Annotated in this window: 21 protein-coding genes, 1 pseudogene and 1 riboswitch; of the genes and pseudogenes, 10 read left to right on the top strand and 12 right to left on the bottom strand. The window is 68.5% G+C overall.

The window, feature by feature from the left end; all coding sequences use genetic code 11:
- Positions 1–166 precede the first annotated feature (166 nt).
- Together NS2_RS05750 and NS2_RS05745 are read right to left on the bottom strand one after the other, a co-directional pair.
- Positions 167–958 (bottom strand): site-2 protease family protein, encoded by a 792-nt coding sequence (locus NS2_RS05750; RefSeq protein ID WP_033086295.1) that lies wholly within the window; start codon positions 956–958, stop codon positions 167–169.
- A 58-nt stretch (positions 959–1,016) separates the two neighbouring features.
- Complete coding sequence (locus NS2_RS05745; RefSeq protein WP_081985704.1) at positions 1,017–1,676, bottom strand: hypothetical protein; 660 nt, start codon at positions 1,674–1,676, stop codon at positions 1,017–1,019.
- A 408-nt stretch (positions 1,677–2,084) separates the two neighbouring features.
- Between NS2_RS05745 and NS2_RS05740 the strand changes: the two genes are divergently transcribed.
- Positions 2,085–3,374 carry an adenylosuccinate synthase gene (locus NS2_RS05740; RefSeq protein ID WP_036546324.1) on the top strand — a complete coding sequence of 430 codons (1,290 nt, stop codon included), beginning with the start codon at positions 2,085–2,087 and terminating at the stop codon, positions 3,372–3,374.
- A 73-nt stretch (positions 3,375–3,447) separates the two neighbouring features.
- On the opposite strand, the gene yczR is transcribed toward NS2_RS05740, so the two are convergent.
- Entirely contained in the window at positions 3,448–4,941 is a 1,494-nt protein-coding gene (yczR, locus tag NS2_RS05735; RefSeq protein ID WP_036546321.1) for a MocR-like transcription factor YczR, read from the bottom strand.
- A 63-nt stretch (positions 4,942–5,004) separates the two neighbouring features.
- Between yczR and NS2_RS05730 the strand changes: the two genes are divergently transcribed.
- Complete coding sequence (locus NS2_RS05730; protein WP_033086292.1) at positions 5,005–5,307, top strand: hypothetical protein; 303 nt, start codon at positions 5,005–5,007, stop codon at positions 5,305–5,307.
- 76 nt (positions 5,308–5,383) lie between these two features.
- The gene (locus NS2_RS05725; protein ID WP_045436341.1) at positions 5,384–5,944 is read left to right on the top strand and encodes a methylated-DNA--[protein]-cysteine S-methyltransferase; all 561 of its coding nucleotides are present in this window, start codon (positions 5,384–5,386) and stop codon (positions 5,942–5,944) included.
- A 142-nt stretch (positions 5,945–6,086) separates the two neighbouring features.
- Here NS2_RS05725 and NS2_RS05720 read toward each other — a convergent pair whose 3' ends face one another.
- The 5 genes and pseudogenes from NS2_RS05720 to NS2_RS05700 all read right to left on the bottom strand — a co-directional run bounded on the left by NS2_RS05720 (position 6,087) and on the right by NS2_RS05700 (position 12,595).
- On the bottom strand, positions 6,087–6,584 hold the full coding sequence (locus NS2_RS05720) for a hypothetical protein (protein ID WP_033086291.1): 498 nt from the start codon (positions 6,582–6,584) through the stop codon (positions 6,087–6,089).
- Positions 6,585–6,628: 44 nt separating this feature from the next.
- A complete protein-coding gene (locus NS2_RS05715) occupies positions 6,629–7,690 on the bottom strand; it encodes a hypothetical protein (RefSeq protein WP_121556045.1) in 1,062 nt (353 codons plus the stop codon).
- A gap of 310 nt (positions 7,691–8,000) precedes the next feature.
- Complete coding sequence (locus NS2_RS05710) at positions 8,001–8,876, bottom strand: hypothetical protein (RefSeq protein WP_196223034.1); 876 nt, start codon at positions 8,874–8,876, stop codon at positions 8,001–8,003.
- Between the two features lie 227 nt (positions 8,877–9,103).
- Positions 9,104–11,708 (bottom strand): annotated as a pseudogene (locus tag NS2_RS05705) (helix-turn-helix transcriptional regulator).
- A 65-nt stretch (positions 11,709–11,773) separates the two neighbouring features.
- Positions 11,774–12,595 carry a helix-turn-helix domain-containing protein gene (locus NS2_RS05700; RefSeq protein ID WP_036549688.1) on the bottom strand — a complete coding sequence of 274 codons (822 nt, stop codon included), beginning with the start codon at positions 12,593–12,595 and terminating at the stop codon, positions 11,774–11,776.
- A 101-nt stretch (positions 12,596–12,696) separates the two neighbouring features.
- Here NS2_RS05700 and NS2_RS05695 point away from each other — a divergent pair, with 101 nt between their 5' ends.
- A complete protein-coding gene (locus tag NS2_RS05695; protein WP_033086287.1) occupies positions 12,697–13,239 on the top strand; it encodes a YceI family protein in 543 nt (180 codons plus the stop codon).
- 73 nt (positions 13,240–13,312) lie between these two features.
- On the opposite strand, the gene NS2_RS05690 is transcribed toward NS2_RS05695, so the two are convergent.
- The 3 genes from NS2_RS05690 to NS2_RS05680 form a co-directional block, all read right to left on the bottom strand.
- Positions 13,313–14,410 (bottom strand): CaiB/BaiF CoA transferase family protein, encoded by a 1,098-nt coding sequence (locus NS2_RS05690; protein WP_036549691.1) that lies wholly within the window; start codon positions 14,408–14,410, stop codon positions 13,313–13,315.
- Positions 14,411–14,519: 109 nt separating this feature from the next.
- Positions 14,520–15,392, bottom strand: coding sequence for an amidohydrolase family protein (locus tag NS2_RS05685; RefSeq protein ID WP_033086285.1), 873 nt, complete (start codon positions 15,390–15,392; stop codon positions 14,520–14,522).
- A 67-nt stretch (positions 15,393–15,459) separates the two neighbouring features.
- Positions 15,460–16,866 carry an FAD-dependent oxidoreductase gene (locus NS2_RS05680; RefSeq protein ID WP_033086284.1) on the bottom strand — a complete coding sequence of 469 codons (1,407 nt, stop codon included), beginning with the start codon at positions 16,864–16,866 and terminating at the stop codon, positions 15,460–15,462.
- Positions 16,867–17,121: 255 nt separating this feature from the next.
- On the opposite strand from NS2_RS05680, the gene NS2_RS05675 reads away from it, so the two are divergent.
- The 5 genes from NS2_RS05675 to NS2_RS05655 all read left to right on the top strand — a co-directional run bounded on the left by NS2_RS05675 (position 17,122) and on the right by NS2_RS05655 (position 20,678).
- The gene (locus NS2_RS05675) at positions 17,122–17,568 is read left to right on the top strand and encodes an Rv0361 family membrane protein (protein WP_033086283.1); all 447 of its coding nucleotides are present in this window, start codon (positions 17,122–17,124) and stop codon (positions 17,566–17,568) included.
- Positions 17,569–17,730: 162 nt separating this feature from the next.
- Positions 17,731–17,846, top strand: a riboswitch (SAM riboswitch).
- 14 nt (positions 17,847–17,860) lie between these two features.
- A complete protein-coding gene (locus tag NS2_RS05670) occupies positions 17,861–18,283 on the top strand; it encodes a rhodanese-like domain-containing protein (RefSeq protein ID WP_033086282.1) in 423 nt (140 codons plus the stop codon).
- Positions 18,280–19,494, top strand: a complete 1,215-nt coding sequence (locus tag NS2_RS05665; RefSeq protein ID WP_033086281.1) for an O-succinylhomoserine sulfhydrylase — start codon at positions 18,280–18,282, stop codon at positions 19,492–19,494. The genes NS2_RS05670 and NS2_RS05665 overlap by 4 nt, the downstream gene beginning before the upstream one ends.
- A 117-nt stretch (positions 19,495–19,611) precedes the next feature.
- A complete protein-coding gene (locus tag NS2_RS05660) occupies positions 19,612–20,235 on the top strand; it encodes a type 1 glutamine amidotransferase family protein (RefSeq protein WP_230464059.1) in 624 nt (207 codons plus the stop codon).
- Entirely contained in the window at positions 20,232–20,678 is a 447-nt protein-coding gene (locus NS2_RS05655) for a MarR family winged helix-turn-helix transcriptional regulator (RefSeq protein WP_033086279.1), read from the top strand. Before NS2_RS05660 ends, NS2_RS05655 begins: the two co-directional genes overlap by 4 nt.
- Positions 20,679–20,699: 21 nt before the next feature.
- Here the strand turns inward: NS2_RS05655 and NS2_RS05650 are convergent, their stop codons facing one another.
- The gene (locus NS2_RS05650; protein ID WP_081985706.1) at positions 20,700–21,458 is read right to left on the bottom strand and encodes an HAD-IIA family hydrolase; all 759 of its coding nucleotides are present in this window, start codon (positions 21,456–21,458) and stop codon (positions 20,700–20,702) included.
- A gap of 298 nt (positions 21,459–21,756) precedes the next feature.
- On the opposite strand from NS2_RS05650, the gene fgd reads away from it, so the two are divergent.
- Entirely contained in the window at positions 21,757–22,764 is a 1,008-nt protein-coding gene (fgd, locus tag NS2_RS05645; protein WP_033086277.1) for a glucose-6-phosphate dehydrogenase (coenzyme-F420), read from the top strand.

Genomic DNA, 22,764 nt, shown 5'->3' with positions numbered 1-22,764 from the left:
GACTCACGAGGGGTAGTCCGGTACCGGACTCGCAGCGACGGGTGGCAACGGTTTCAGGCGGGGGAGGCCTGGGGCCTCGCGCCGAACCGCTGTCGTTGCGAACGGGGCCGCCCGGCAACCGGGTCGTCCGGGCGGCCCATCCTCGCGATATTCACGGCATGAGTGCTCAGCGCCAGAAGCGAGTGAGCGAGCTGCCGTATTGCCACCAGCTGTACGGGTCCCGCGGCAGTCCGGCCAGCTGGAACAGTGTGTCGATGAAGTCGAAGAACAACCGGTTGAGCTGCGGGGTGAACAGCAGCGCGAACAGGATCAGGATGCCGTACGGCTTGATCTGATCCAGCGCCCGGCGCGTCTGGTAGCTCAGCGACGGTTCCAGAATCCCGTAACCGTCGGTGCCCGGGATCGGGATGAGATTCAAGACGGTCGCCGTAATCTGCAGGAACCCAAGGTAACTCAGCCCGTACCAGAACGCCGGGTGCGAGTGCGGGCTGCCGTACAGGCGCACGATCACCAGCAGCACGATGGCGCACACCGCGTTCACCGCCGGGCCCGCACCGCTGAGGATCCGCTGCGTACGCGGACTGAAGTTGTGTGAGTGCACGTACACCGCGCCGCCCGGCAGCGCGAATCCGCCGATGGCGATGAACAGGATCGGCAGTGCGATCGACAGCAACGGGTGGCTGTACTTGAGTGGATTCAGCGTCAAGTACCCGCGCATTTCAACCTCGTGGTCCCCGGCCCGCCACGCCACAAACGCGTGCGCGAACTCGTGCAGGCAGATCGATACGATCCAGCCCGCCACCACCAGGATGAAGACCCCGAATTGAGCCTGCCGCGAAGTGAGTTCGGCGTCCCAGGCCAGCGCTCCGCCCAGGACCGCGACCACCACCACGAGCAGGAACACCGGACTGGGCCGGACCGCTCCGGACTGCCGTCCCACCGCGCGCGGGTAATTCACCTGACTACTCCCAACTGGTCGGCCTGCCGGATCTGCCGATTCCCATTCTCTGGGTGAATCAGCGAACCAGCAGCCAAGGCTCGTGGTGTCGATAGAACGTGGACCGCTTCACCACCCGATCGGCGGTGATCCCATCCCGGGTGACGATGGCGCCACCGGTGCCCAACTGCATGGCGCGCCCGTCGATCCATTTCTTCTTGCGCAGCCCGCGCTGCACGGTGGCGTGCAGGCCGGGCAGCGCCAGCATGGGCGAAACATGCAGGGCCGCGACCTTTCCTGTGAACAGCCGGATGTCGTCGACGTAGGCCTCGCCCTCCAGCTTCGCGCCCGCCTCGCCGACGATGGTGGCGCGGCCGATGAGCACCTTGCCGGTGTCGTCGCGAATCAGCGGGGTCTCGGTGGGCTTGCCCTCCAGCGCGCGCTTGGCGGCGGCCGAGCCGGTGCCGGTGTCGTAGGCGCGCGAGCCGTAGGTGCGATCGATGGGCACGTAACCGATCTCGACGCCGAGGCGTTCGGTGCGCATCAGATGGGTGAGCACGGCCGCCAGTCCGGCGTCCTCACCGAGCACGACGAGCCGGGGCAGGCTGTCGGCGGCCATGACCGGCAGCAATTCATCCAAGGTGCCCGTATCGGGAATGGCCGTGGTCTGGGTCAAGGGCAGTGATGCCAGCGCGATGGGTACGGGCGCGCCGTCGCAGCGGAGAACATGGGTACTCAACTGCCGGACACCCTCCTCTGGCTTCCCAACACCTATCCGCCTCGCTGCGCTCGAATGGACCCCCTGCCGGTCCCTCTCCCCGTGTCACCATAGCTCCGTCGCATTTGCCGCGCTGTCCCCGCTGCGCATCCGTTACTCTGCCCGATTTGCCCTACGCTTCGCTCCGGGCGGGTTCGCGGCCCTGCAAGCTCGGTCTTCCCTCCTCCGCTCCTCCGCTTCGCTCCCGTCTTCCGCTCCAAGCGCGGGGAGGCGGAGCGCAGTCCAGACCGAGCCGGGCCGCGAACTGCGGGTATGGCATCTCTGGGGGTCATGAGCCATCCAGTAAAGTGTGCCTACGGCCACCGCCTTCTGACGGCGGGTAGCTGCAGCACCCGGGTGCTGCGCGTCGAACCCGTAGGAGACACTCACATGCCGGCAATCGTGCTGATCGGCGCCCAGTGGGGCGACGAGGGCAAGGGCAAGGCAACCGATCTGCTCGGCGACCGGGTCCAGTGGGTAGTTCGATACCAGGGCGGCAACAACGCGGGTCACACCGTGGTGCTGCCGAACGGTGAGAGCTTCGCGCTGCATCTGATCCCGTCCGGCATCCTCACCCCCGATGTGACCAACGTCATCGGCAATGGCGTGGTGGTCGATCCGGGTGTGCTGCTGGCCGAACTCGCCGGTCTGGAAGAGCGCGGTGTGGACACCTCCCGCCTGCTGCTCTCGGCCGACGCGCACCTGATCATGCCGTACCACGTGGCCATCGATAAGGTCACCGAGCGCTTCCTCGGCAACAAGAAGATCGGCACCACCGGTCGCGGCATCGGCCCCTGCTACCAGGACAAGGTCGCCCGCGTCGGCGTCCGCGTGGCCGACGTGCTGGACGAGAAGATCCTCACCCAGAAGGTCGAGGCCGCACTGGAATTCAAGAACCAGGTGCTGGTCAAGATCTACAACCGCCGCGCGCTGGACCCGCAGCAGGTGGTGGACGAGGTGCTGGAGAAGGCCGAGGGCTTCAAGCACCGCATCGCCGACAGCCGCCTGCTCTTGAACGAGGCCCTGGAGCGCGACGAGATCGTGCTGCTGGAGGGCTCGCAGGGCACCCTGCTCGACGTCGACCACGGCACCTACCCGTACGTGACCTCCTCCAACCCGACCGCCGGCGGCGCGGCCGTGGGCGCGGGCGTCGGCCCCAACAAGATCACCACGGTGCTCGGCATCCTGAAGGCCTACACCACCCGCGTCGGCTCCGGCCCGTTCCCGACCGAGCTCTTCGACGAGTCCGGCACCTACCTGGCCAAGACCGGCGGCGAGGTCGGCGTGACCACCGGTCGCGCCCGCCGCACCGGCTGGTTCGACGCCGTGATCGCCCGCTACGCCACCCGCGTCAACGGCATCACCGACTACTTCCTCACCAAGCTGGACGTCCTCTCCAGCCTGGACACGGTGCCGATCTGCGTCGCCTACGAGATCGACGGCAAGCGCGTGGAGCAGATGCCCACCACCCAAACCGATTTCCACCACGCCAAGCCCATCTACGAAGAGATGCCCGGCTGGTGGGAGGACATCTCGGGGGCCCGCACCTTCGAGGAGCTCCCGGCCAACGCGCAGGCTTACGTCAAGCGCCTGGAAGAGCTGTCGGGCGCGCGGGTTTCGTGCATCGGCGTCGGCCCCGGTCGTGACCAGACCATCGTCCGCCACGACATCATCGGCTGAGCCAGCCTGAGCCGCAGCACATTTCGCCCCCGCCGCATCGAATGCGGCGGGGGCGAAGTCGTTTCCGATGGCCTCAGTAGGCGATGAGCGGGGCCAGCGGGTCGGCGGCGTGCGGGGTGAGGCCCTGGTAGGCGGTGGCGATGGACTTCACCGCGATGCGGATGTCGGGTTCCTCGTGGGTGAAGGGCAGGCGGATGAAGCGTTCGAAAGCGCCCTGGACGCCGAAACGCGGTCCGGCGGCCAGTAGTACGCCGTGGTTGGGGGCCGTGGCGGCGAGGGCGGTCGAGACCGGGGCGGGGAGCTGGGCCCACAGGGACATGCCGCCCGCGCCGGGGTTGACGTACCAGTCGGGGAGTTCCTCGGCGAGGGTTTCCAGCAGGGCGGCTCGGCGGGAGCGGAGTTGAGCCCTTCTGGCGGTGAGGATTTCGTCGGCGTGACGCAGGAGATGGACGGTGGCCAGCTGGTCCATGACCGGGGTGCCGAGGTCGACGGTGGAGCGGGTGCCGAGGAGTTTGGTGATGAGGGACTGGTTGGCTCGGACCCAGCCGACCCGGAGGCCGCCCCAGAAGGACTTGGAGGCCGAGCCGATGGTGACGATTTCCGAGTTGCGGGCGAAAGCGGCTACGGGGGGCGGGGATTCGAGATCGGAGAGGTTCAGGTCGACCATGGATTCGTCGACGATGACCGTCATGCGGGTCTCGCGGGCGATGGCGGCCAGCTCGGCCCGGCCCTCGGTGTCGAGCAGGTGGCCGGTGGGGTTGTTGAAGTCGGGGATCAGGTAGGCGACGCTGGCGGCGGTTTGCCTTGCGGCGCTGCGGATTCCGTCCAGATCCCAGCCGTCGGGGCGCATGGGGACCGGCACCGGGCGCGCGCCGACATCGCGAATGGCCTCGATGGCGTTCGGATAGGTGGGGTGCTCGATCAGCACCCGTTCGGCCGGCGTGGTGAGCACATTGAGCAGCAGGCGCAGGCCGTGCTGGGCGCCGAGGGTGATCAGGATCTGCTCCGGATCGGTGGGCAGGCCGCGCTCGGTGTAGCGGCGGGCCAGCGCCTCGCGCAGCATGAGCACGCCCACCGGATCCATGCCGTGGGTGCCGAGATATGTCGGAAGTCCTTGCAGGGCGAAGGAATACGCCTCCGTCATCTGCGGCGGCGCGGCCATGGCGGCATAGGTCATGTCGATGGTCGGCAGTTCGGGCTGCGCCATCATGGCCAGAATGCTGCGGGCGGGCTTCGCGCCGTCGTGCACCACGGTCGGCGGCAGCGCCACGGTGCTGCGCGAACCCTGGCGGCTGATCAGATAGCCGTGCTCGCGCAGCAGCGTGTACGCGGAGGTGACGGTGGTACGGCTGACTGCGAGGCTGGTCGCCAGATCCCGTTCACTGGGCAGCGCCACGCCCAAGGGCGCGCGCCCGTCGTGAATGAGCAGCCGGATGCTCTCCGCCAGTGCCACATACGCGGGCCGCGCCGATCGCTTCGCACTGTCGGCGGCGGCTCCCGGTTCCTCGTTCCGCCACCGGCCCAGGTCGCGCGTCAGGCTGGCCGCGCCGATCACTCGTGTCGCCATACAGGCCAGTATCGGGGCACTGGATATTTTCTTCAAGTCCGCGGAAGGTCCAGTATTGGCCACATGGTCGCCCTGCTCGTCTCCTTCCTGATCGTCGCCGCCTTCGCCGCTATCGTCTACCGGTACGCACCCAAGTCCGGTGAACGCTGGGGCGTCCTGCTGGAGCGCTACCGCCCGCATGCCCCCATGTCGGACTGGTCGCTCGCCGAATATGAAGCAGCCCGCCAATATTCGGACCTGGCCGCCATCGCCGCCCTGCGCCCCGACGCCTGCCCGCCCGGCCCGGTCCGCCGCCTCCGCCGCCCCACCCCGGCCGTCGCGGCCCTCGCTCATATCCCCTGCCGCGGTGAGTCGGTCCAGTTCTGACCAACTGGCCTGAATTGGACTCCTTGCCGATGCCACGGTGTGCGTCTTTGTCGGTGCAAAGGTGCACACTGGCCTCATGTCCGCCCCGCCCCGCCCGATAGCGTCGGCGGCGCTCTTCGACACCGCGATCGGCACCTGCGCCATCGCCTGGAGCGCCACCGGCGTCCTACGCTTCGCCCTCCCCGACCGCGACCCGGCCACCACCCGCACCCACATCCTCCGCCGCCACCGCCTGGTCGACCTCCACGAGGACACCCCCACCCCCGAAATATCCACCGCCATCGCCCGCATCCAGTCCCACCTCACCGGCGACCTGGACGACCTGCGCTGGATCCCCGTGGACCCCAACATCTTCAACGACTTCGACCGCGCCGTCTACGAAGTCACCCGAGCCATACCCCCCGGCCACACCCTCAACTACGGCGCCGTAGCCATCCGCGTCGGCCACCCCGGCGGAGCCCAAGCGGTAGGCCAATCCCTGGGCCGCAACCCAATCCCCCTCATCATCCCCTGCCACCGAGTCCTAGCCGCCGACCACGCCCTCCACGGCTTCTCCGCCCCCGGCGGCCTGACCACCAAACAACACCTACTCGAAATAGAACACACCCCCGGCTTCGGCGAACCCACCCTCTTCTGAAAGCCTCGCCGGTAAGCCCACAACTCCGACTGGTGGTGGTCCTCAGCGCGGACAGCTCGGACGAATATGCAACGCCCGCACCGACTTTGCCGGTGCGGGCGTTGCGGTAGAGCAGTTGGCTGTCGCCAGTTTCGGCGGCTGGCTACGGGATTGCGTAGACCGCGGAGATCGAGGCTTCGGGGCCCCAGTTGGCGAAGGGGATGTAGCCGGCGGGGCGGGACATGGCGATGACGATGAGGGTCAGGGGGCCGGCGGATGGGATGTCGGTGAGGTCGGCATCGACGGTGATGGGGGAGGTCGCGGTGTGGGTGCCCTGGAGGTAGATCTGTTGTTCGCCCCACTTTTGTGCGCCCAGGCGTTCGGGGGCCGCCACGTTCCAGCGGAGGGTGAGCCACTGGCCGCAGGAGTCGACGGGACCGATTGGGAGGGTGTCGATTCCGACGGCCTGGACGTTGACTCTGGCGCGACGTGGGGCGTTCGCGTCGTTCTCGACCCAGATGCGGTAGTTGATCTGGCAGTTGAGGGAGTCACCGAGGATGCGGCCGTACTCCGAGACGGGCGGAATCGGCGGAGTCGAGACCGGCGGGACGACGTCGGCGGAAGCCACTCCGGCGGCAGCACAGGACAGGGCCGTGGTCATTGCCGCTACGGTGGCGGCCCGGCGGACCCGGCGCGAAATGTGCATCACAGCGCACCTCCCAGGAAGCCGCCGACCGCGCCGCCGCCGACGCCGCCGGCAACGCCGCCGACGACCGCGGCCGGAATCCCCAGTGCGGCAGCGCCTGCCGCACCGCCGACGGCGGCGCCGATCAGCGCACCGCCGCCCGCGAAGCCCGCGACCTCCGGTGCGGCAGCGGCCGCCTGGATGGCGATGAGGGCGCCGCCCACGCCTCCGGTGGCCGCTGCGCCTGCCACCGCTGCGGCGGTGAGGCCGCCCGCGACGACGGTACCGACGGCCGCGCCGACACCGAGACCGATGAGCGCTCCGGCGGCGGCACCGGGAACCCCGCCCACCACGGCCGCCGGAACTCCGAGCGCCAGCGCGCCGCCGACGGTGCCGATCGCCGCGCCCGCCAGCGTGCCCGCCGCGATCTTGTCGGAGCGGCTCGGGTTGACGCCGATGGAGTTGAGGCCGGTGGCCAGGCCCGCTTCGACGCCGGCGGCGACGCCATTGACGCCGTCGAGGACGTTGTCCGGCAACTGATCCGGCGCGGGCGTGGTGAAGTCGCCGATGCGGACGGTGCGCGGCGGCGGGGCGATCGGGAGGACCGGGTCCACCACGGTGGGGGCGTGCAGGGTCTGGAAGTCCAGCGCCGGGGCCGCCTCGTGATTCGGGATCGGGCGGAAGTTCGCCGGGATCGGGTAGTCGGCCTGCGGCTGTGGTTGGGGTTGCGGCAGTGGCTGATTCGGCACGGTGACGCCGGGCTGCGCCAGGCTCGGGCGCGGAGTCGGACGGTCCTGGTCACCGGCGGGCAGTGCCACACCCGGCTGAGCGGAGCTCGGGCGGAGGCCGGGCTGTGCGGCGCCGGTTCCCGGGGCGGCCGAGTCGGCCGCGCCGGGCTGCGGATTGCCCTGCGGCGCAGCGGTATTGCCCGGTATCCCGGTGCCGCTCGGCTGCGGCGTGGCCGACTGGTTCGACCCGCCCGCCACCTTGGCGGGCTGGTCACTCGAGTTCGAGCAGGCCACCGCCATGACCAACGGAATGGCGCCCACGACGATCGCCCGCCGAGCCACGCTGCCACTCATGTGATGATGCCGCATTCCACGATGTCGACGACCCACGCCGAAACACCCACCTTCCGAACATATTTCGTTTCACGGCCCGAAGGCCGACCATCGATGCCGGTGATTCGCACCGGCTGCGGGCAAGGCGTTCCCGCCGCGCCGTGAATTTCAGTTTTCGCAGGTCATACGCTCGAACGGGGGTGCGAAGTTTGCGCGCCAGCTCCGGAACGCTGTGCGGCACAGAACTTCCGGCGGCCCGAGTGGACAGGCACCGCACCACGGTCGATGACGGGGCGGTCAGAGGTGCGCTACTTCGACCGGAGGAGGCGAATCAGAAGACGCCGCCGAGGTCGGCTCCGCCGATGGCCGCGCCGATGACGCCGCCTCCTACGCCGCCGAGCACTGCCGCCGGAATCCCGGCCACCGCGGCGCCCAGCGCGGCGCCCGCGAGCCCACCGGCCACTGTGCCGACGCCGAGACCGATCAACGCACCACCGCCGATGACCGGCACGGCTTCGGGGGCCGCGATGGCGGCACCGATGCCGCTGGTGGCGATGCCCGCGGCGGCTGCCGTAGCCGCGACGACGGCGACACCGATGCCGGCACCGATGCCCGCACCGACTCCGGCTCCCACGATGCCGCCGACCAGACCGCCGACCGCGGCACCGCCGAGCGCGGCGGGAATACCGACTGCCGCGGCGCCGACGACCACACCGGCCGCGGTGGCAGCGGCGATCTTGTCGGAACGGGACGGGTTGATGCCGACCGACTGCAGAGTCGTCGAGACGTTCGCCTCGGCATCGGCGGAGAAGTCGTTGACCGGGTTGAGGATCTCGTCCGGCACCTCATCCGGGGCCGGCGTGTAGAAGTCGCCGATGCGCAGGGTGCGGGGCGGGGGAGCGATGGGGGCGACCGGCTCGACGGGCTCGGGCGCGTGCAAGGTCTGCCAGTCGATGGCGGGGGCGGGCTCGGTCTCGACCGGGACCGGCCGGTGGTTCTGCGGCACCGCGTAGTCGGCCTGCGGCGCGGACTGGGGTGCGGCCGGGGTGATGGTGGTCCCGGGCTGGGCCGGGGACGAGCTGGTGCCCGGCTGGGCGGGGCTGGTCGTCACCCCCGGCTGCGGAACGGCCTGGGCGACCGAGGCGCAGGCGATGGCCAGGGTCAGCGGCAGGATGCCGACGGCGGGACGGATGGCGTGTCGGAGCACGCCGGTATTCGCTTCTAGATGCCGACGAGCCACGTCGAAAACACCACCCTCATCAGATTTTCCCGACTTCCCCCGTGTGAGCCTCGGGAGGCTCACACTTCGCGGCATGTTAACTGATTGAGAGCTGGTTGCTCTAGTCCCTTTTGCTCGTCGGGGAGTTTGACGGTGATGCTTGAGAGATTTCGCACAATTTGCAGGTAGATCGGATTCCGATCTACCTGTCGCGACTAAATCTCGGATTTGCTGGAATGTGTCCCGCCGCGCATGAGTTCGGCCAGCGCCTCGCGGTCGGTGACGTCGAGCTTGATGCACGCCCGGTAGAGGTGGCCCTCCACGGTCCGCACCGACACCGTCAGCCGGTCGGCGATCTGCCGGTTGGACAGCCCGGCCGCAACCAGATTCGCGATCTCCCGCTCCCGGGCCGTCAGCGGTAAGGGCTGCGCGGATTGCCGCAGCGCCGGGGTCGAGGCCCCGCCGCAGGCCGCGGCCAGCCGGTTCGCGGTCGCGGCGGATTCCAGCAGGCGACGGCGATCGCCCGCGCGCTCGTGTGCGGAGGCGGCCTGTGCCGCCGCGTCGGCAGCCGAGAGCAAGGCCCCGATGCTCTCGAATTCCGCTGCGGCGGTATCCAATCCGGGTCCGTCGTGGGCGGCGACCGCGACCGCGTGCCGGGCCTGCACCTGCACCAGCCGCCCGTCGATGCGCGCGGCCAGATCCGCGAGCCGCCCTGCCACGGTGTGATCGCCGAAGCGCGCCGCGGTGTGCAGCGCCATGGCCTCGACGGCGTGCTGATGCGACCGGGCCGCCATATCCGCGGCCCCGATGGCGAGCCGGATGGCCGGTGTCGCGGTGCCTTCGGCCGCGGCCTGCATGGCCCGCGCCAGTTCCAGCAGCGCTTCGTAGACGGCGCTGTGCCGCCCGCCCCGGAAGGACGCCGCCGCAATGGCTTCCGCGGCATCGGCGGACCGGCCGAGCGCCGCGTACGCCTCCGCGAGCCGCAATTGCGCCGGGAACATCCAGGCCGCCGCGCCCTCGGAGGTGAGCGCCGCGAGCGCCTGCTCCAGATTGTCGATGCCCTGTGGGAACTGGCCCTGCGCCACGTCCACGGTGCCCTGCAGGATCTTGGCCAGGCCCCAGGCCAGGTATTGGCCGGGTGACGAGAACGGATAGGGCTTGTTGGCGCAGCGCCGTGCGGTTTCGAATTCGCCGGTGAAGGTGAGCGCCAGCACCTCGGCGTGCGCGAACATGAAACTGTTCAGGCTGTCGATGTGCGATTCGATGGCGTGCCCGTGTGCCGCGTACTGCCGGGCCGCATCGCCGCGCCCCATGAGCGCCAGTGCCAGCCCACCGCCGAACGCGGCCCAGTAGACCGCCCACGGCGGTGCGTCCGGCGCGGACATGACGGGTTCGGCGAGGTTGAACGCCTCCTCGATCCGGTTCTCGTTGACCGCGCACGCGGACGCCAGACCATCCAGTGTCGCAACGAGTTTCGGATTCGAGACCCGGCTGCGCACCAAGGCCAGCACCTCGTCGGCGCGGTCGGCGTCGCCCATGGACCACAGCAGGTTCGACACCCGGGTGGTACCCCAGCGGGTCAGCTGCACCTCGGTCATCTGGTCGGGATCGAATCCGGCCAGCGTCCGCTCGGCCTCGATGCGATGGCCCTGCCACAGCAGCGCCCGCGCCAGCAGATCCGCTGCCTCGATGCCGCCCCGCCGTTCCACCGCCGCCCGCGCGAACCGTTCTCCCAGTGGCAGATTCGCCAGTGCGATGGCGTCGGCGGCGGCCGCCTCGAACAGCTCCAGATCCGCGGATTTGTCACTGTCCAAGGCCAATTCGGCCAGCCGGATGCGCTCGTAGGCGGAATTGATGGGCCGATCCTTGAGCGCCGAGTATAGCCGCCCGCGCAGCCGCCGCGCCGACGCGATGCCCAGCCGCCGCCGGATCACCTCCCCGAACAGCGGGTGGTTGTACCGCACCAGCAGCTGGTGGCTGTTCTCGACAATCCTTATGAGCCCGCGGGTTTCGGCCGATTCGACGGCCTCCTCACCCGCGATCTCGGACAGCACATCCAGATCGATGGGTTCGCAGAAGGTCAGCAGCTCCAGCACCCGCAGCACCGAGTCGGGCAGCTGCTCCACCCGATCCTCCAGCAGCGCGGCCAATTCCGAGGTCACCGCCGCGCGCCCGCGCAACTGCCACACCCCGTTGACCTGACGCAGCGTCCCGGCCTCCAGCGCGCCGTCGACCAGGTGCCGCAGGAAAAGCGCGTTGCCCCCGGAGGATTCCCACATCAGGTTGGCGGTGAACCCCTCCAGCTGCCCGCCCAGCATCGATTCCACCAATTCCACGCTCTGCCTTTGTGTGAACGGTTTCAAATCGATGCGCAGCAGGTGCCCGTCCTTCCACAGCGAGGTCACCGCGTCGGGCACCTGCACCCCGCTGCGCACGGTGCACACGATGTGGGCGGCGCGGTCGATGGCCAGCTGCAGCAGCAGGGTGGCCGAGAGCTGATCCAGCAGATGTGCGTCGTCGACGCCGATGATGGTGTGCCCGTCGGCGAGCAGCGCTTCCCGCGCGGCCGCCATGAAGGTCACCGGATCGTGGGCGGTGTACACCCCCACCATGTGCGCGAAGACCCCGAGCGGAATGCTGCGGGCGGATTCGGTCCCCGCGACCCAGCGAATGTTTCCTCGGACGGCGGCGGTGGCCTGTGGTTTTGCCGACCCCCGCGTCGCCGGTGAGCACCGCCCCGACGAAGTCGTCGCCGGTGAGCGCCGACCTGATCGATTCGAGTTCGCTCTCCCGTTCGACCATCGGCCAATTCCGAGCCATGGCTCAACTGTAGTTCTCCGCGGCGGCCCGGGCAGGGTTAACGAAAGCGCCGGAACCTGCGGGTTTTATTCGTTGACCAGCCGCAATCCGGGGGTGCGGGCCTGGCGGCGGTCGACCAGCCAGACCACGATGGTCTGGTCGGCGGCCGGATCCAGGGTCTCCACCTCGACCTCCACCTCACCCTGAACCGGGTGTTGAATCCGCAGCACGACGGTCCGGAAATCGCTGAGCCGGTGTTCGCGCCAGCGCTGCTCGAACTCCGGGTAGCGGCTCAGCATGGTGATGACGGCCTGCACGGACGGATCGTCCGGGAAGCGGGTGACCACCGTACGCAGCGACGAGGCGGCCATGTCGGCGGCGACTTCCCAGTTCAGGAAGACCTTCCGGGCGGTCGGGTGGGCGAAGACGTAGTTGGCGAAATTGCCGTGCGACTCCTCCTCGAACATGCCGAGCGGTGCGGCGAAGTCCTGGAAGGCGGGGTTCCCGGCCAGCAGGTTCAGCCAGCGCCCGAGCACGAAGGCGGGCGTCGGCTGCAGCGCGTCGATGACCGCCTGGATGGTCTCGGAGACCTGCTCGCGGGCCTGCCCGGCGGCCGGGCAGCTGGCCTTCTGCTCCAGGCCGAGCGCCAGCTTGCCGAAGTGGTGCTTCTCGATCTCGTTGAGCCGCAAGGCATCCGCGAGCGCGACCAGGACGGCGGTGGAGGGATTGGTGTCGCGGCCCTGCTCCAATCGGGCCAGATAGTCCGCGCTGACGCCGGCGAGTGCGGCGACCTCTTCGCGGCGTAGCCCGGGCGTGCGCCGTCGGCGGCCGGACGGCAGCCCGACGTCTTCGGGTTGCAGTTGGGCGCGGCGCGCGATCAGGAACTCGGCGAACTCGGAACGGGACACCTCTCCATAATGCCTGGTCCCGGTCCCGTTATCCGCGCCCGGCCAGTCCCCGGATAACCACGGGCTGGTTAATCGGACCTCGGTCCACTTAATCTCCCGGTATGACGACTTCCGAGCAGACCACCCTCGCCCCCGGCGCCTGGACCCTCGACGCCAACCACTCCTCGGTCAGCTTCACCGTGAAGCACCTGGGCATTTCCAAGGTCCGCGGCCGCTTCAACCGCTTCGAGACCGGTTTCGTCGTGAACGAAGCCGGCGAGGCGGCCATCGAGGCCACCATCTACTTCGACTCCTTCGACACCGGCAACGAGATGCGCGACGGCCACGTCCGCAGCGCCGACATCCTCGATATCGCCAACCGCCCGCACCTGACCTTCCGCGTCCCCGAGCCGGTCGCCCTGGCCGAGGAGTTCGAGGTCACCGGCGAGGCCACCATCGGCGGCATCACCAAGCCCGTCACCCTCGCGGTCGCGTGGGGCGGCGTGCAGGTCTTCCCGCAGGACAACAAGCCGCACGCGGGTTTCTACGCCACCGGGTCGATCAAGCGCAGCGACTTCGGCGTCGCGCCGGGTATGCCCAACGCCATGCTCAGCGACAAGATCGCCATCGAGCTCGACATCCAGCTGGTCGCCCCCGAGGCCTGATCCTCCCGCCGCATCGGAAAAGTCAACGCCCCCTGTGGAATTCCACAGGGGGTGTTCGGCCGTTCGGCGGAAATCAGTCGGCCCAGACGGTTTCGATCGGGGTGCCCGCGTCCGGCGGCGGGGTCGGGATGCCGGACGGGGTACGCGAGAAGCGCGGGGCCGGGGCGTGCTGCACGACGCCGTCGATCTCGATGAGACCGGTGCGGGCCTGGATGTGCGGATTCTGTTCGGCCTCGGTGAAGGTCAGCACCGGGGTGGTGCAGGCGTCGGTGTGCTCGAACACCGCCCACCACTCGTCGCGGGTCCTGGTCTTGAACTTGTCCGCGAACAGCTTGCGCAACTGCTCCTGACCGGCCGGATCGAGCTGGTGGGGCAGGCCCTCGGGCGAGATCTCCAGGCCGGTGAGCAGTTCCGCGTAGAACTGCGGTTCGATGCAGCCCACGGCCATGTACTTGCCGTCGGACGTCTCGTAGGTGTCGTAGAAGGCCATGCCGGTGTCGAGCAGGTTGGTGCCGCGCTCGTCGGACCACAGGCCCATGCCCTTCATGCCCCAGATCATGTGCGAGAGGGCAAGCGCGCCATCGATCATGGCGGAGTCGATGACCTGGCCCTTACCCGAGCTCTGCCGCTCCACCAGCGCGGCGAGAACGCCGAAGACCAGGAACATGGAGCCGCCGCCGAAGTCGCCCACCATGTTCAGCGGCGGGACGGGGCGTTCGCCCTTGCGCCCGATGGCATTCAGCACGCCGGTCAGCGAGATGTAGTTGATGTCGTGCCCGGCGCGATCGGCCAGGGGGCCGTACTGGCCCCAGCCGGTCATGCGGCCGTAGACCAGGCGCGGATTGCGGTCCAGCGCCGCGTCGGGGCCCAGGCCCATGCGCTCGGTGACGCCGGGCCGGAAGCCCTCGATGAGCACGTCGGCCTTCTCGATCAGCCCGAGCACCTTCTCGATGTCGGCCGGATCCTTGAGGTTGGCCTCGACGATGGTCCGGCCGCGCCACTGCGGGCGCTCCATGAAGCCGGGGAAGCCGCCGGGGCGCTGTACCCGCACCACGTCCGCGCCGAGATCGGCGAGCAGCAGCGCCGCGTGCGGACCCGGGCCGATGCCGGCCAGTTCGACTACTCGGATGCCCGCGAGCGGGCCCTGCTTGGCGGTGGATGGAGTGCTCACGCCCTACCTCGGTTCGTCGTCGAATCCTGCGCACCGGCTCACAGTCCGGTGTTGACGGTATGACAATAACGCGCCCGCGGTTTCTCGCGGCAGGGTGGGCAGGACCGGGTCAGTGGTCGACGATGGGCAGCGGCAAGGTGTCCGGCGGGGGTGGTTTGGGCAGCTCCGAGCGCGGCAGGCGCAGGGTGGGCAGCTCGCCGACGGCCATCCGCACGGTCGGGTTCGGGTCCTCGAAGGACCGGTCCTTGACGGGCAGGCCGTAGAAGGCGCGGGCATTGTCCTCGAGGACGCGGTGCAGGTCGGAGCCGACGGCATCGGCGATGACCGATAGGTCGGTATCGCGGAAGGGCCGCCCGGCGCGGGTGCCCGGCAGATCGGTGCCGAACATGAGCGCCTCGGGATTGACGGTGTGGATCTTGCGCAGTGCCGAGCCGACATTCATCGACACTCGCCCGAAGCCCGACGCCTTCACCTTGGCCCCGCGATCGACCAGGTTGAGCAGGTACGGCAGGCACTCGTCGGACATGCCCATGTGGTCGATGGACAGCTTGGGCAGTTTGGTGATGACCGGTTCCAGCGAGCCGAGCATGGACCCGTCGATGTACAGCTCCACATGCCAGCCCGCCAGCTCGTAGGCACGCAGGGCCAGCATGGTCAGGCCGACGATATCGCCGCCCGCGCGTTTGAGATTGAACCGGATCGCACGGACCCCGGCCCGGTTCAGCTCGATGATCTGCTTGTCGGGCGCGTCCACCGACAGCATGGTGACCCCCACCCAGCCCTCGCCGAGCGCGTCGAGGGCCGCCAGCAGGTAGCTCTGATCGGTGCCCTGGAACGACCCGCTGACCACCGCGCCACCGTCGATATCGAAGCGGGACATCCGCTTGCGATAGTCGGCGATGGTGTACGGGTCGGGCAGGTAGCCCTCGTTCTCCGACAGCGGAAACCGCGGGTCGAAGATGTGGAGATGGGCATCGAACACGTGATCAGCATGCCTCAGAACGGTGACAAGTGTGGACAACCTTGTCCGACAGGCGGATTCGAGCTGGTCAGAGCACCTTGTCCGGTTCGGAGGCGGCCAGCATGTCCTCGCGCTCGACGACCTTGACCCGCTCGCGGCCCTGCGGCTCGCCCAGCGCGCGCTCGTGCGCGTCGAGGCGGTACCAGCCGGCCCAGGTGGTGAACGGGATGCCCTTGCCCTCGAGGAACTCGGTCACGGCCTCGGGCTCCGGCTTGGCGGCCGGGACGAAGTTCGCGGCGTCGTCGAGCAGGCAGGCGATGGTCTCGTTGGCGTCGCCCTTGGTGTGGCCGATGAGGCCGACCGGGCCGCGCTTGATCCAGCCGGTGACGTAGGTGGCGGGCTCGTAGCGGTCGGAGCCGTCGGCGTCCTCGTCGACCAGCACGCGACCGGCCTCGTTGGGGACGGTGCCGGCCTGGTCGTCGAAGGGCAGGGCCGGGATGTTCTGTGACAGGTAGCCGACCGCGCGGTACACGGCCTGGATGTCCCAGTCCTTGAATTCGCCGGTGCCCTTGCAGTTTCCGGTGCCGTCGAGCTGGGTGCGCTCGGTGCGCAGGCCCACGACCTTGCCGTCTTCGCCCAGGATTTCCGAGGGGTTCTCGAAGAAGTGCAGGAACAGCTTGTGCGGGCGGTCGCCGATATCGCGAATGGCCCACTGCTCCAACGTATTGCAGATCATGTCGACCTGCTTGGAGTGGCGGCGCGCGGCCTCGGAGCCCTCGTCGTAGTCGATGTCCTCGGGGTCGACGATGACCTCGATGGTCGGCGAGTGGTCGAGTTCGCGCAGCTCGAGCGGGGTGAACTTGGCCTGGGCGGGGCCGCGGCGGCCGAACACGTGCACCTCGAGGGCCTTGTTGGCCTTGAGACCGTCGTAGACGTTCGGCGGAATCTCGGTGGGCAGCAGTTCGTCACCGGTCTTGGCGAGCACGCGCGCCACGTCGAGGGCGACATTGCCGACGCCGAGCACGGCGACCTTCTCGGCGTCCAGGGGCCAGGTGCGCGGCACGTCCGGGTGCCCGTCGTACCAGGACACGAAATCGGCCGCACCGTAGGAGCCGTCCAGGTCGATGCCCGGAACCTCCAGCGCGCGGTCGGCATTGGCGCCGGTGGAGAAGATGACCGCGTCGTAGAACTGACGCAGGTCCTCGAGGGTGATGTCGACGCCGTAGTCGCTATTGCCGAGCAGGCGGACCGAGTCCTTGTCGAGCACCTTGTGCAGGGCGGTGATGATGCCCTTGATGCGCGGGTGGTCCGGCGCGACGCCGTAGCGGATGAGGCCGAAGGGCGCGGGCATGCGCTCGTAGAGGTCGATGCTCACCCCGTCGAAACCGGTGGGGGCATCGGACTTCATCAAGGCGTCGGCGGCGTAAATACCGGCCGGTCCTGCGCCCACGATCGCAATGCGTAGCGGGCGGGTCGCTGCACTCTGTTCGGTCATTCTTCCGCGCACCCTTTGGGTCGAAACTTGCTTGCCGTCAAAACTCAGCCGTCGTTCTTAGCTTAGGCTAAGTTGACGCCCTGGCTTCGGTGGCCTCCGTGGCCCCCGACGCTGCAGCGTTGCTGCGTAGTCCTGCTATTCCCGCGTCGGCGCGGAAATTCTGCTGATTCTAATTCTGCTGATTCTATCGATGGCGCACGGGACCCTCCGTCGGCAGGGCGGTGAAACTGCGGGAAAGCCAGGCATGATCTACCCATGAGCGACGCCGAGGAGACAGTCGAGGAGACCCAGATCCCGATCGACCAGAGCGAGGCCCGCAGCATGTGGCCGTTCCTGTTGGCGGCGGGCATCATCGCGTTCGTGATCCTGGGCATCGTGATCGCCACCCTGGTCTCCCCGGTTGAGAAGAACGTCACAGATTCCGATCGATTGTCGGTCGCGGCGGGCGAATTCATCAAGGCCCGCAGCGACACCGGCAAATACGATCCGACCTTGGCCTGCAAGGGATTCGACGAGAACAATTCGCCGCTGAAGATCGCGGCCGGCTCCGGCGGGTCGATCAGCTTCGACAAGATCGCCGATCCGGTCGTCGAGGGCGACAAGGCCACCGCGCAGGTCACTTTCAGCGCCGACGGCGCCCAGTCGACGTCTACCTGGCACTTCACCCGGGAGAATTCCCGCTGGTTGGTCTGCAGCGCCTAATTTGCCCTCCGTTTCGCTCCGGGCGGGTTCGCGGCGCTGGAGGTCTCGTTCTTCCCTCCCCCGCTTCGTTCCTCCGGCTCCACTCGGTCCAGAACGAGACGCGCCGCGAACCTGGTGGGTGGGGTTTGACAGGGCGGAGGGTTTTGCGGCACTCTCATCCCAGGTCATGAGTGCCAGCGCCAAGCCCCGGCTCGCTGGTCGGCAACCCTCCTCCGCGGTGGGGTGCTCCGGGTGACGACCTGGCCACGCACCGAGCAGCGGTGCGGCAAGTGCGGATTCACAGGAGGTACAGGTGAACTACGCGGGTGACATCACGCCGAAGCAGGCGTGGGAGTTGTTGCGCGACAATCCGGATGCGGTGCTGGTGGATGTCCGCACCGAAGCGGAGTGGCGATTCGTCGGCGTGCCCGACACCAGCGGCATCGGTCGGCCGACGGCCCTCATCGAATGGGTGGACGCCACCGGCACGCCCAATGCCCGCTTCACCGACCAGGTCAAGCAGGCCCTCGCCGATCGCCCAGCGGATTCGGACGCCCCGATCATCTTCATCTGCCGTTCCGGTCAGCGCTCCATCGGCGCGGCCACCGCGGTCACCGCCCTCGGCATCGCCCCGTCGTTCAATGTGGTCGACGGCTTCGAAGGCGCGCTGGACGGCCAAGGTCATCGCGGCAGCACCGGCTGGCGCGCCGACGGACTCCCGTGGAGGCAGTCATGATCACCGGCGGCTCTTTCGAGAAACCGCTTCCCGAGGGCGTCGGCCCCGCCACCCAGGCGGTGCGCGGCGGCACCCGGCGCTCCGGCTTCGACGAGACCTCCGAGGCGCTGTTCCTCAATTCGGGTTTCGTCTACGAGAGCGCCGAGGCGGCCGAGGCCTCGTTCACCGGCGATATCGAGCACTTCGTCTACTCCCGCTACGGCAACCCGACGGTCGCCATGTTCGAGGAGCGGCTGCGTCTGATCGACGGCGCGGAAGCCTGTTTCGCCACCGCGTCCGGTATGTCGGCGGTGTTCACCGCGCTGGGCGCGCTGCTGTCCGCCGGTGACCGCCTGGTCGCGGCGCGCAGCCTGTTCGGTTCGTGCTTCGTAGTGGCCAACGAGATCCTGCCGCGGTGGGGCGTGGAAACCGTCTTCGTCGACGGCGAGGACCTGGACCAGTGGGAGCAGGCGCTGTCGGTCCCCACCCAGGCCGTCTTCTTCGAGACCCCCTCCAACCCCATGCAGACCCTCACCGATGTGCGCGCGGTCTCCGACCTCGCCCACGCCGCGGGCGCGAAGGTGGTGCTGGACAACGTCTTCGCCACCCCGCTGCTGCAGCGCGGCTTCGATCTGGGCGCGGACATCACCGTCTACTCGGGCACCAAACACATCGACGGCCAGGGCCGCGTCCTCGGTGGTGCGATCCTGGGCCCGCAGGACTACATCGACGGCCCGGTCAAAAACCTTATGCGCCACACCGGTCCGGCCCTGAGCCCCTTCAACGCCTGGACCCTGCTCAAGGGCCTGGAGACCATGCCCCTGCGCCTGCGCCAGTCGGTCGACTCCGCCCTGAAGATCGCCCAGTTCCTGGAATCCCACCCCTCGGTGGCTTGGGTCAAGTACCCCTTCCTGTCCTCGCACCCGCAGTACGAGCTGGCCAAGCGCCAGATGTCCGGCGGCGGCACGGTGATCACCTTCGAACTGAAGGCCCCCGAGCACGAGGCCAAGAAGCGCGCCTTCGAGGTGCTGAACCGCCTGCGCATCATCGACATCTCCAACAACCTCGGCGACGCCAAGACGCTGATCACCCACCCCGCCACCACCACCCACCGCGCCATGGGCCCGGAAGGCCGTGCGGCAGTGGGCATCACCGACGGCGTCGTCCGCATCTCCATCGGCCTCGAGGATGTCGAGGACCTACTCGGCGACCTGGATCACGCGCTGAGCTGAGAGTGTGAGCGAAGGGCCGGAACCCGATGGGTTCCGGCCCTTCGTCGTTCCCGGGCCAGAGCATTGACAGTATGCTGTCAAATATGACAGCATACTGTCATGATGAGAACGGTTCATATGGCAGTGTTCGATACCTTCTCGGATTGGGAGGTCGGGCACGCAACAGCGCACATCAATCGCGAGCTGTGGCAGCGCGATCCGGGAACCTGGCAGGTCAAGACAGTCGGGCCGAGTGCCGATCCGGTGACGTCCATGGGTGGGATGCGGGTTGTGCCCGATTTGGCGCTCGAGGATCTGCGCCCGGCCGACAGCGCGATGCTCATCCTGCCCGGCGGATCCACTTGGGAGGCGGGCGAACTCGTGGCCTTGGAGGCGAAGGCGAGTGAATTCCTCTCCGCCGCAGTGCCGGTGGCCGCGATCTGCGGTGCGACCTTCGGGCTCGCCCGCGCCGGGCTGCTGAACGATCGTCGCCACACCAGCAACGACCTGGGTTATCTGTCCATGAGCGGATATTCGGGTCTGGACCACTATGACCAGGACACGACCGCTGTCCTCGACGGTGATCTCATCACCGCGACCGGAACCCGCCCCGTGGATTTCGCCCGCGCGGTCTTCGAGCGCCTGGGTCTCTACGAGCCGCACGTGCTGGACGCCTGGTACCAGCTGTACGGAAACAATGACGGCGCTGGCTTCTACACGCTGGCCCACTATGAGCAGCAGCGTGCGGCGGCGGCTCGATGACGCGCTCCGAGCAGGAACTGTTCAGCACCGCCGCGATCACGTCGTTCAAGCTGAACGGCCAATTCCTCACTATCGCAGAGGAGTTGGCCACGCCCGCCGGTATCACCGCGGCCTGGTGGCAGGTGCTCGGCGCGGTCCAGCCCGGCCCGTTGCCGGTGGCCGGTATCGCCCGTGAGATGGGCATCACCCGGCAGAGCGTGCAGCGCATCGCGGATCTGCTGGTGGGCAAGGGGCTGGCCGAATACCGTCCCAACCCGGCCCATCGGCGCGCCAAGTTGGTTGCTATCACCGAGGCGGGCTTCGAGGCGGTGCGTCGCATCAACCCGCAGCACGCCAAGATGGCCGCTCGCTTGACCGCGGAACTGGGCGTCGAACGATTCTCACAAATCGTCGACGCCCTGACCGAATTATCCGCCGCCTTGGCTGTTTTCGATGCCGAGTGACGGGCGCCGCCCGCGATTCGGCTAGAGCGCGAACGGGTCCTTGGTCTTGCCGACCAGGGCGGCTACCGAGGGGAGGATGGTGGTGGGGCGGTAGGGGAACTGTTCGACCAGGGCCGGGGTGGAGATGCCGGTGGTGACGAGGATGGTGCGCATGCCCGCTTCGAGGCCCGCGATGACGTCGGTGTCCATGCGGTCGCCGATCATGACGGTGGACTGGGAGTGGGCGCCGATGCGGCGCAGGGCCGAGCGCATCATCAGGGGGTTGGGCTTGCCGACGTAGTAGGGCTTCTTGCCGGTGGCCTGGGTGATGAGGGCGGCGACCGAGCCGGTGGCGGGGAGGATGCCCTCGCGGGAGGGGCCGGTGGCGTCGGGGTTGGTGGCGATGAAGCGGGCGCCCGCCGCGACGAGGCGGATGGCGGTGGTGATGGCTTCGAAAGAGTACGTGCGGGTTTCGCCGAGGACCACGTAGTCCGGGTCGGAATCGGTGAGGATGTAACCGATTTCGTGCAGGGCGGTGGTGAGGCCGGACTCGCCGACCACGTAGGCGGTGCCGCCGGGACGCTGATCGTTGAGGAAGGTCGCGGTGGCCAGGGCGGAAGTCCAGATGGCTTCGACCGGGATTTCGAGACCGGTGTGCTTGAGCCGGGCCTGCAGGTCGCGCGCGGTGTAGATGGAGTTGTTGGTGAGGACCAGGAACGGAATGCCGTTGTCGCGCAGCTCGGCGAGGAACTGATCGGCTCCCGGAACCATGTGATTCTCGTGTACGAGGACGCCGTCCATGTCGGTCAGGTAGGAGAGGATCGGATCTGCGTTCGAGTTGGTCACGCGCACATTCTCCGCTATCCCGGGACCGGGCGCTCATATATTCCCGCTCTAGCTGACCGTCCGACCGGTCTTATCCCCGGAATACCGTTCCCCGACCCGGGGTTCGAGGACTTGGGTGTGACCCCTGCCGCACCGCCTCCCGTCGCTGACCTAGGGTGCGAGGTAAGTCCGTTTGTGACGCGCGGCGTCGCAGGCGACCGGCGGGAGGTTGGCCCGCACAACCCAAGCGCAGCAAGGCGACAGGAGTGCCCAGGTGAAGGACCTCAAGCTCGGTTACAAGGCATCCGCGGAACAGTTCGGCCCCCGGGAACTGGTGGAGCTGGCGGTGGCGGCGGAGGCGCACGGCCTCGACAGCGCCACGGTCTCCGACCATTTCCAGCCCTGGCGGCACAATGGCGGCCACGCCCCGTTCTCGCTGGCCTTCCTGGCCGCGGTCGGCGAGCGCACCAAGCGCATCCAGCTCGGCACCTCGGTGCTGACCCCGACCTTCCGCTACAACCCGGCGGTCATCGCGCAGGCCTTCGCCACCATGGGCTGCCTGTACCCGGACCGCATCATGCTCGGCGTCGGGTCGGGCGAGGCGCTCAACGAGATCGCCACCGGCTACACCGGCGAATGGCCGGAGTTCAAGGAGCGTTTCGCGCGCCTGCGCGAGTCGGTGGATCTCATGCGCGCGCTGTGGACCGGCGAGCGCGTCGACTTCGACGGCCAGTACTACAAGACCGTCGGCGCCTCGATCTACGACGTGCCCAAGGGCGGCATCCCGGTCTACATCGCCGCGGGCGGTCCGCTGGTGGCCCGCTACGCCGGTCGCGCCGGTGACGGTTTCATCTGCACCTCGGGCAAGGGCATGGACCTCTACACCGAGAAGCTCATGCCCGCCGTCGCCGAGGGCGCGGCCAAGGTCGGCAAGACCGTCGAGGACATCGACCGGATGATCGAGATCAAGATCTCCTACGACACCGATCCCGAACTGGCCCTGGAGAACACGCGTTTCTGGGCCCCGCTCTCGCTGACCGCCGAGCAGAAGCACTCCATCACCGACCCGATCGAGATGGAGGCCGCGGCCGACGCGCTGCCGATCGAGCAGATCGCCAAGCGCTGGATCGTGGCCAGCGATCCGGACCAGGCCGTCGAGCAGATCAAGCCGTACCTGGACGCGGGCCTGAACCACCTGGTCTTCCACGCCCCGGGCCACGACCAGCGCCGTTTCCTGGACCTGTTCCAGCGCGATCTGGCCCCGCGCCTGCGCGCTCTCTGA

The sequence above is a fragment of the Nocardia seriolae NBRC 15557 genome (assembly GCF_007990715.1).
In the GTDB taxonomy this organism is placed as follows: Bacteria; Actinomycetota; Actinomycetes; order Mycobacteriales; family Mycobacteriaceae; genus Nocardia; species Nocardia seriolae.
This window is presented reverse-complemented; position numbering and strand designations above follow the sequence as displayed.

Excerpts from the sequence above, each read along its gene's own strand:
- NS2_RS05715 (WP_121556045.1), bottom strand. The coding sequence starts at position 7,690 with ATGAGTGGCAGCGTGGCTCGGCGGGCGATCGTCGTGGGCGCCATTCCG.
- NS2_RS05665 (WP_033086281.1), top strand. The coding sequence starts at position 18,280 with ATGATCACCGGCGGCTCTTTCGAGAAACCGCTTCCCGAGGGCGTCGGC.
- NS2_RS05720 (WP_033086291.1), bottom strand. The coding sequence starts at position 6,584 with ATGACCACGGCCCTGTCCTGTGCTGCCGCCGGAGTGGCTTCCGCCGAC.
- NS2_RS05660 (WP_230464059.1), top strand. The coding sequence starts at position 19,612 with ATGGCAGTGTTCGATACCTTCTCGGATTGGGAGGTCGGGCACGCAACA.
- NS2_RS05725 (WP_045436341.1), top strand. The coding sequence starts at position 5,384 with ATGTCCGCCCCGCCCCGCCCGATAGCGTCGGCGGCGCTCTTCGACACC.
- NS2_RS05730 (WP_033086292.1), top strand. The coding sequence starts at position 5,005 with ATGGTCGCCCTGCTCGTCTCCTTCCTGATCGTCGCCGCCTTCGCCGCT.
- NS2_RS05740 (WP_036546324.1), top strand. The coding sequence starts at position 2,085 with ATGCCGGCAATCGTGCTGATCGGCGCCCAGTGGGGCGACGAGGGCAAG.
- NS2_RS05675 (WP_033086283.1), top strand. The coding sequence starts at position 17,122 with ATGAGCGACGCCGAGGAGACAGTCGAGGAGACCCAGATCCCGATCGAC.
- NS2_RS05650 (WP_081985706.1), bottom strand. The coding sequence starts at position 21,458 with ATGGACGGCGTCCTCGTACACGAGAATCACATGGTTCCGGGAGCCGAT.
- NS2_RS05655 (WP_033086279.1), top strand. The coding sequence starts at position 20,232 with ATGACGCGCTCCGAGCAGGAACTGTTCAGCACCGCCGCGATCACGTCG.
- NS2_RS05680 (WP_033086284.1), bottom strand. The coding sequence starts at position 16,866 with ATGACCGAACAGAGTGCAGCGACCCGCCCGCTACGCATTGCGATCGTG.
- NS2_RS05695 (WP_033086287.1), top strand. The coding sequence starts at position 12,697 with ATGACGACTTCCGAGCAGACCACCCTCGCCCCCGGCGCCTGGACCCTC.
- yczR (WP_036546321.1), bottom strand. The coding sequence starts at position 4,941 with ATGGCGACACGAGTGATCGGCGCGGCCAGCCTGACGCGCGACCTGGGC.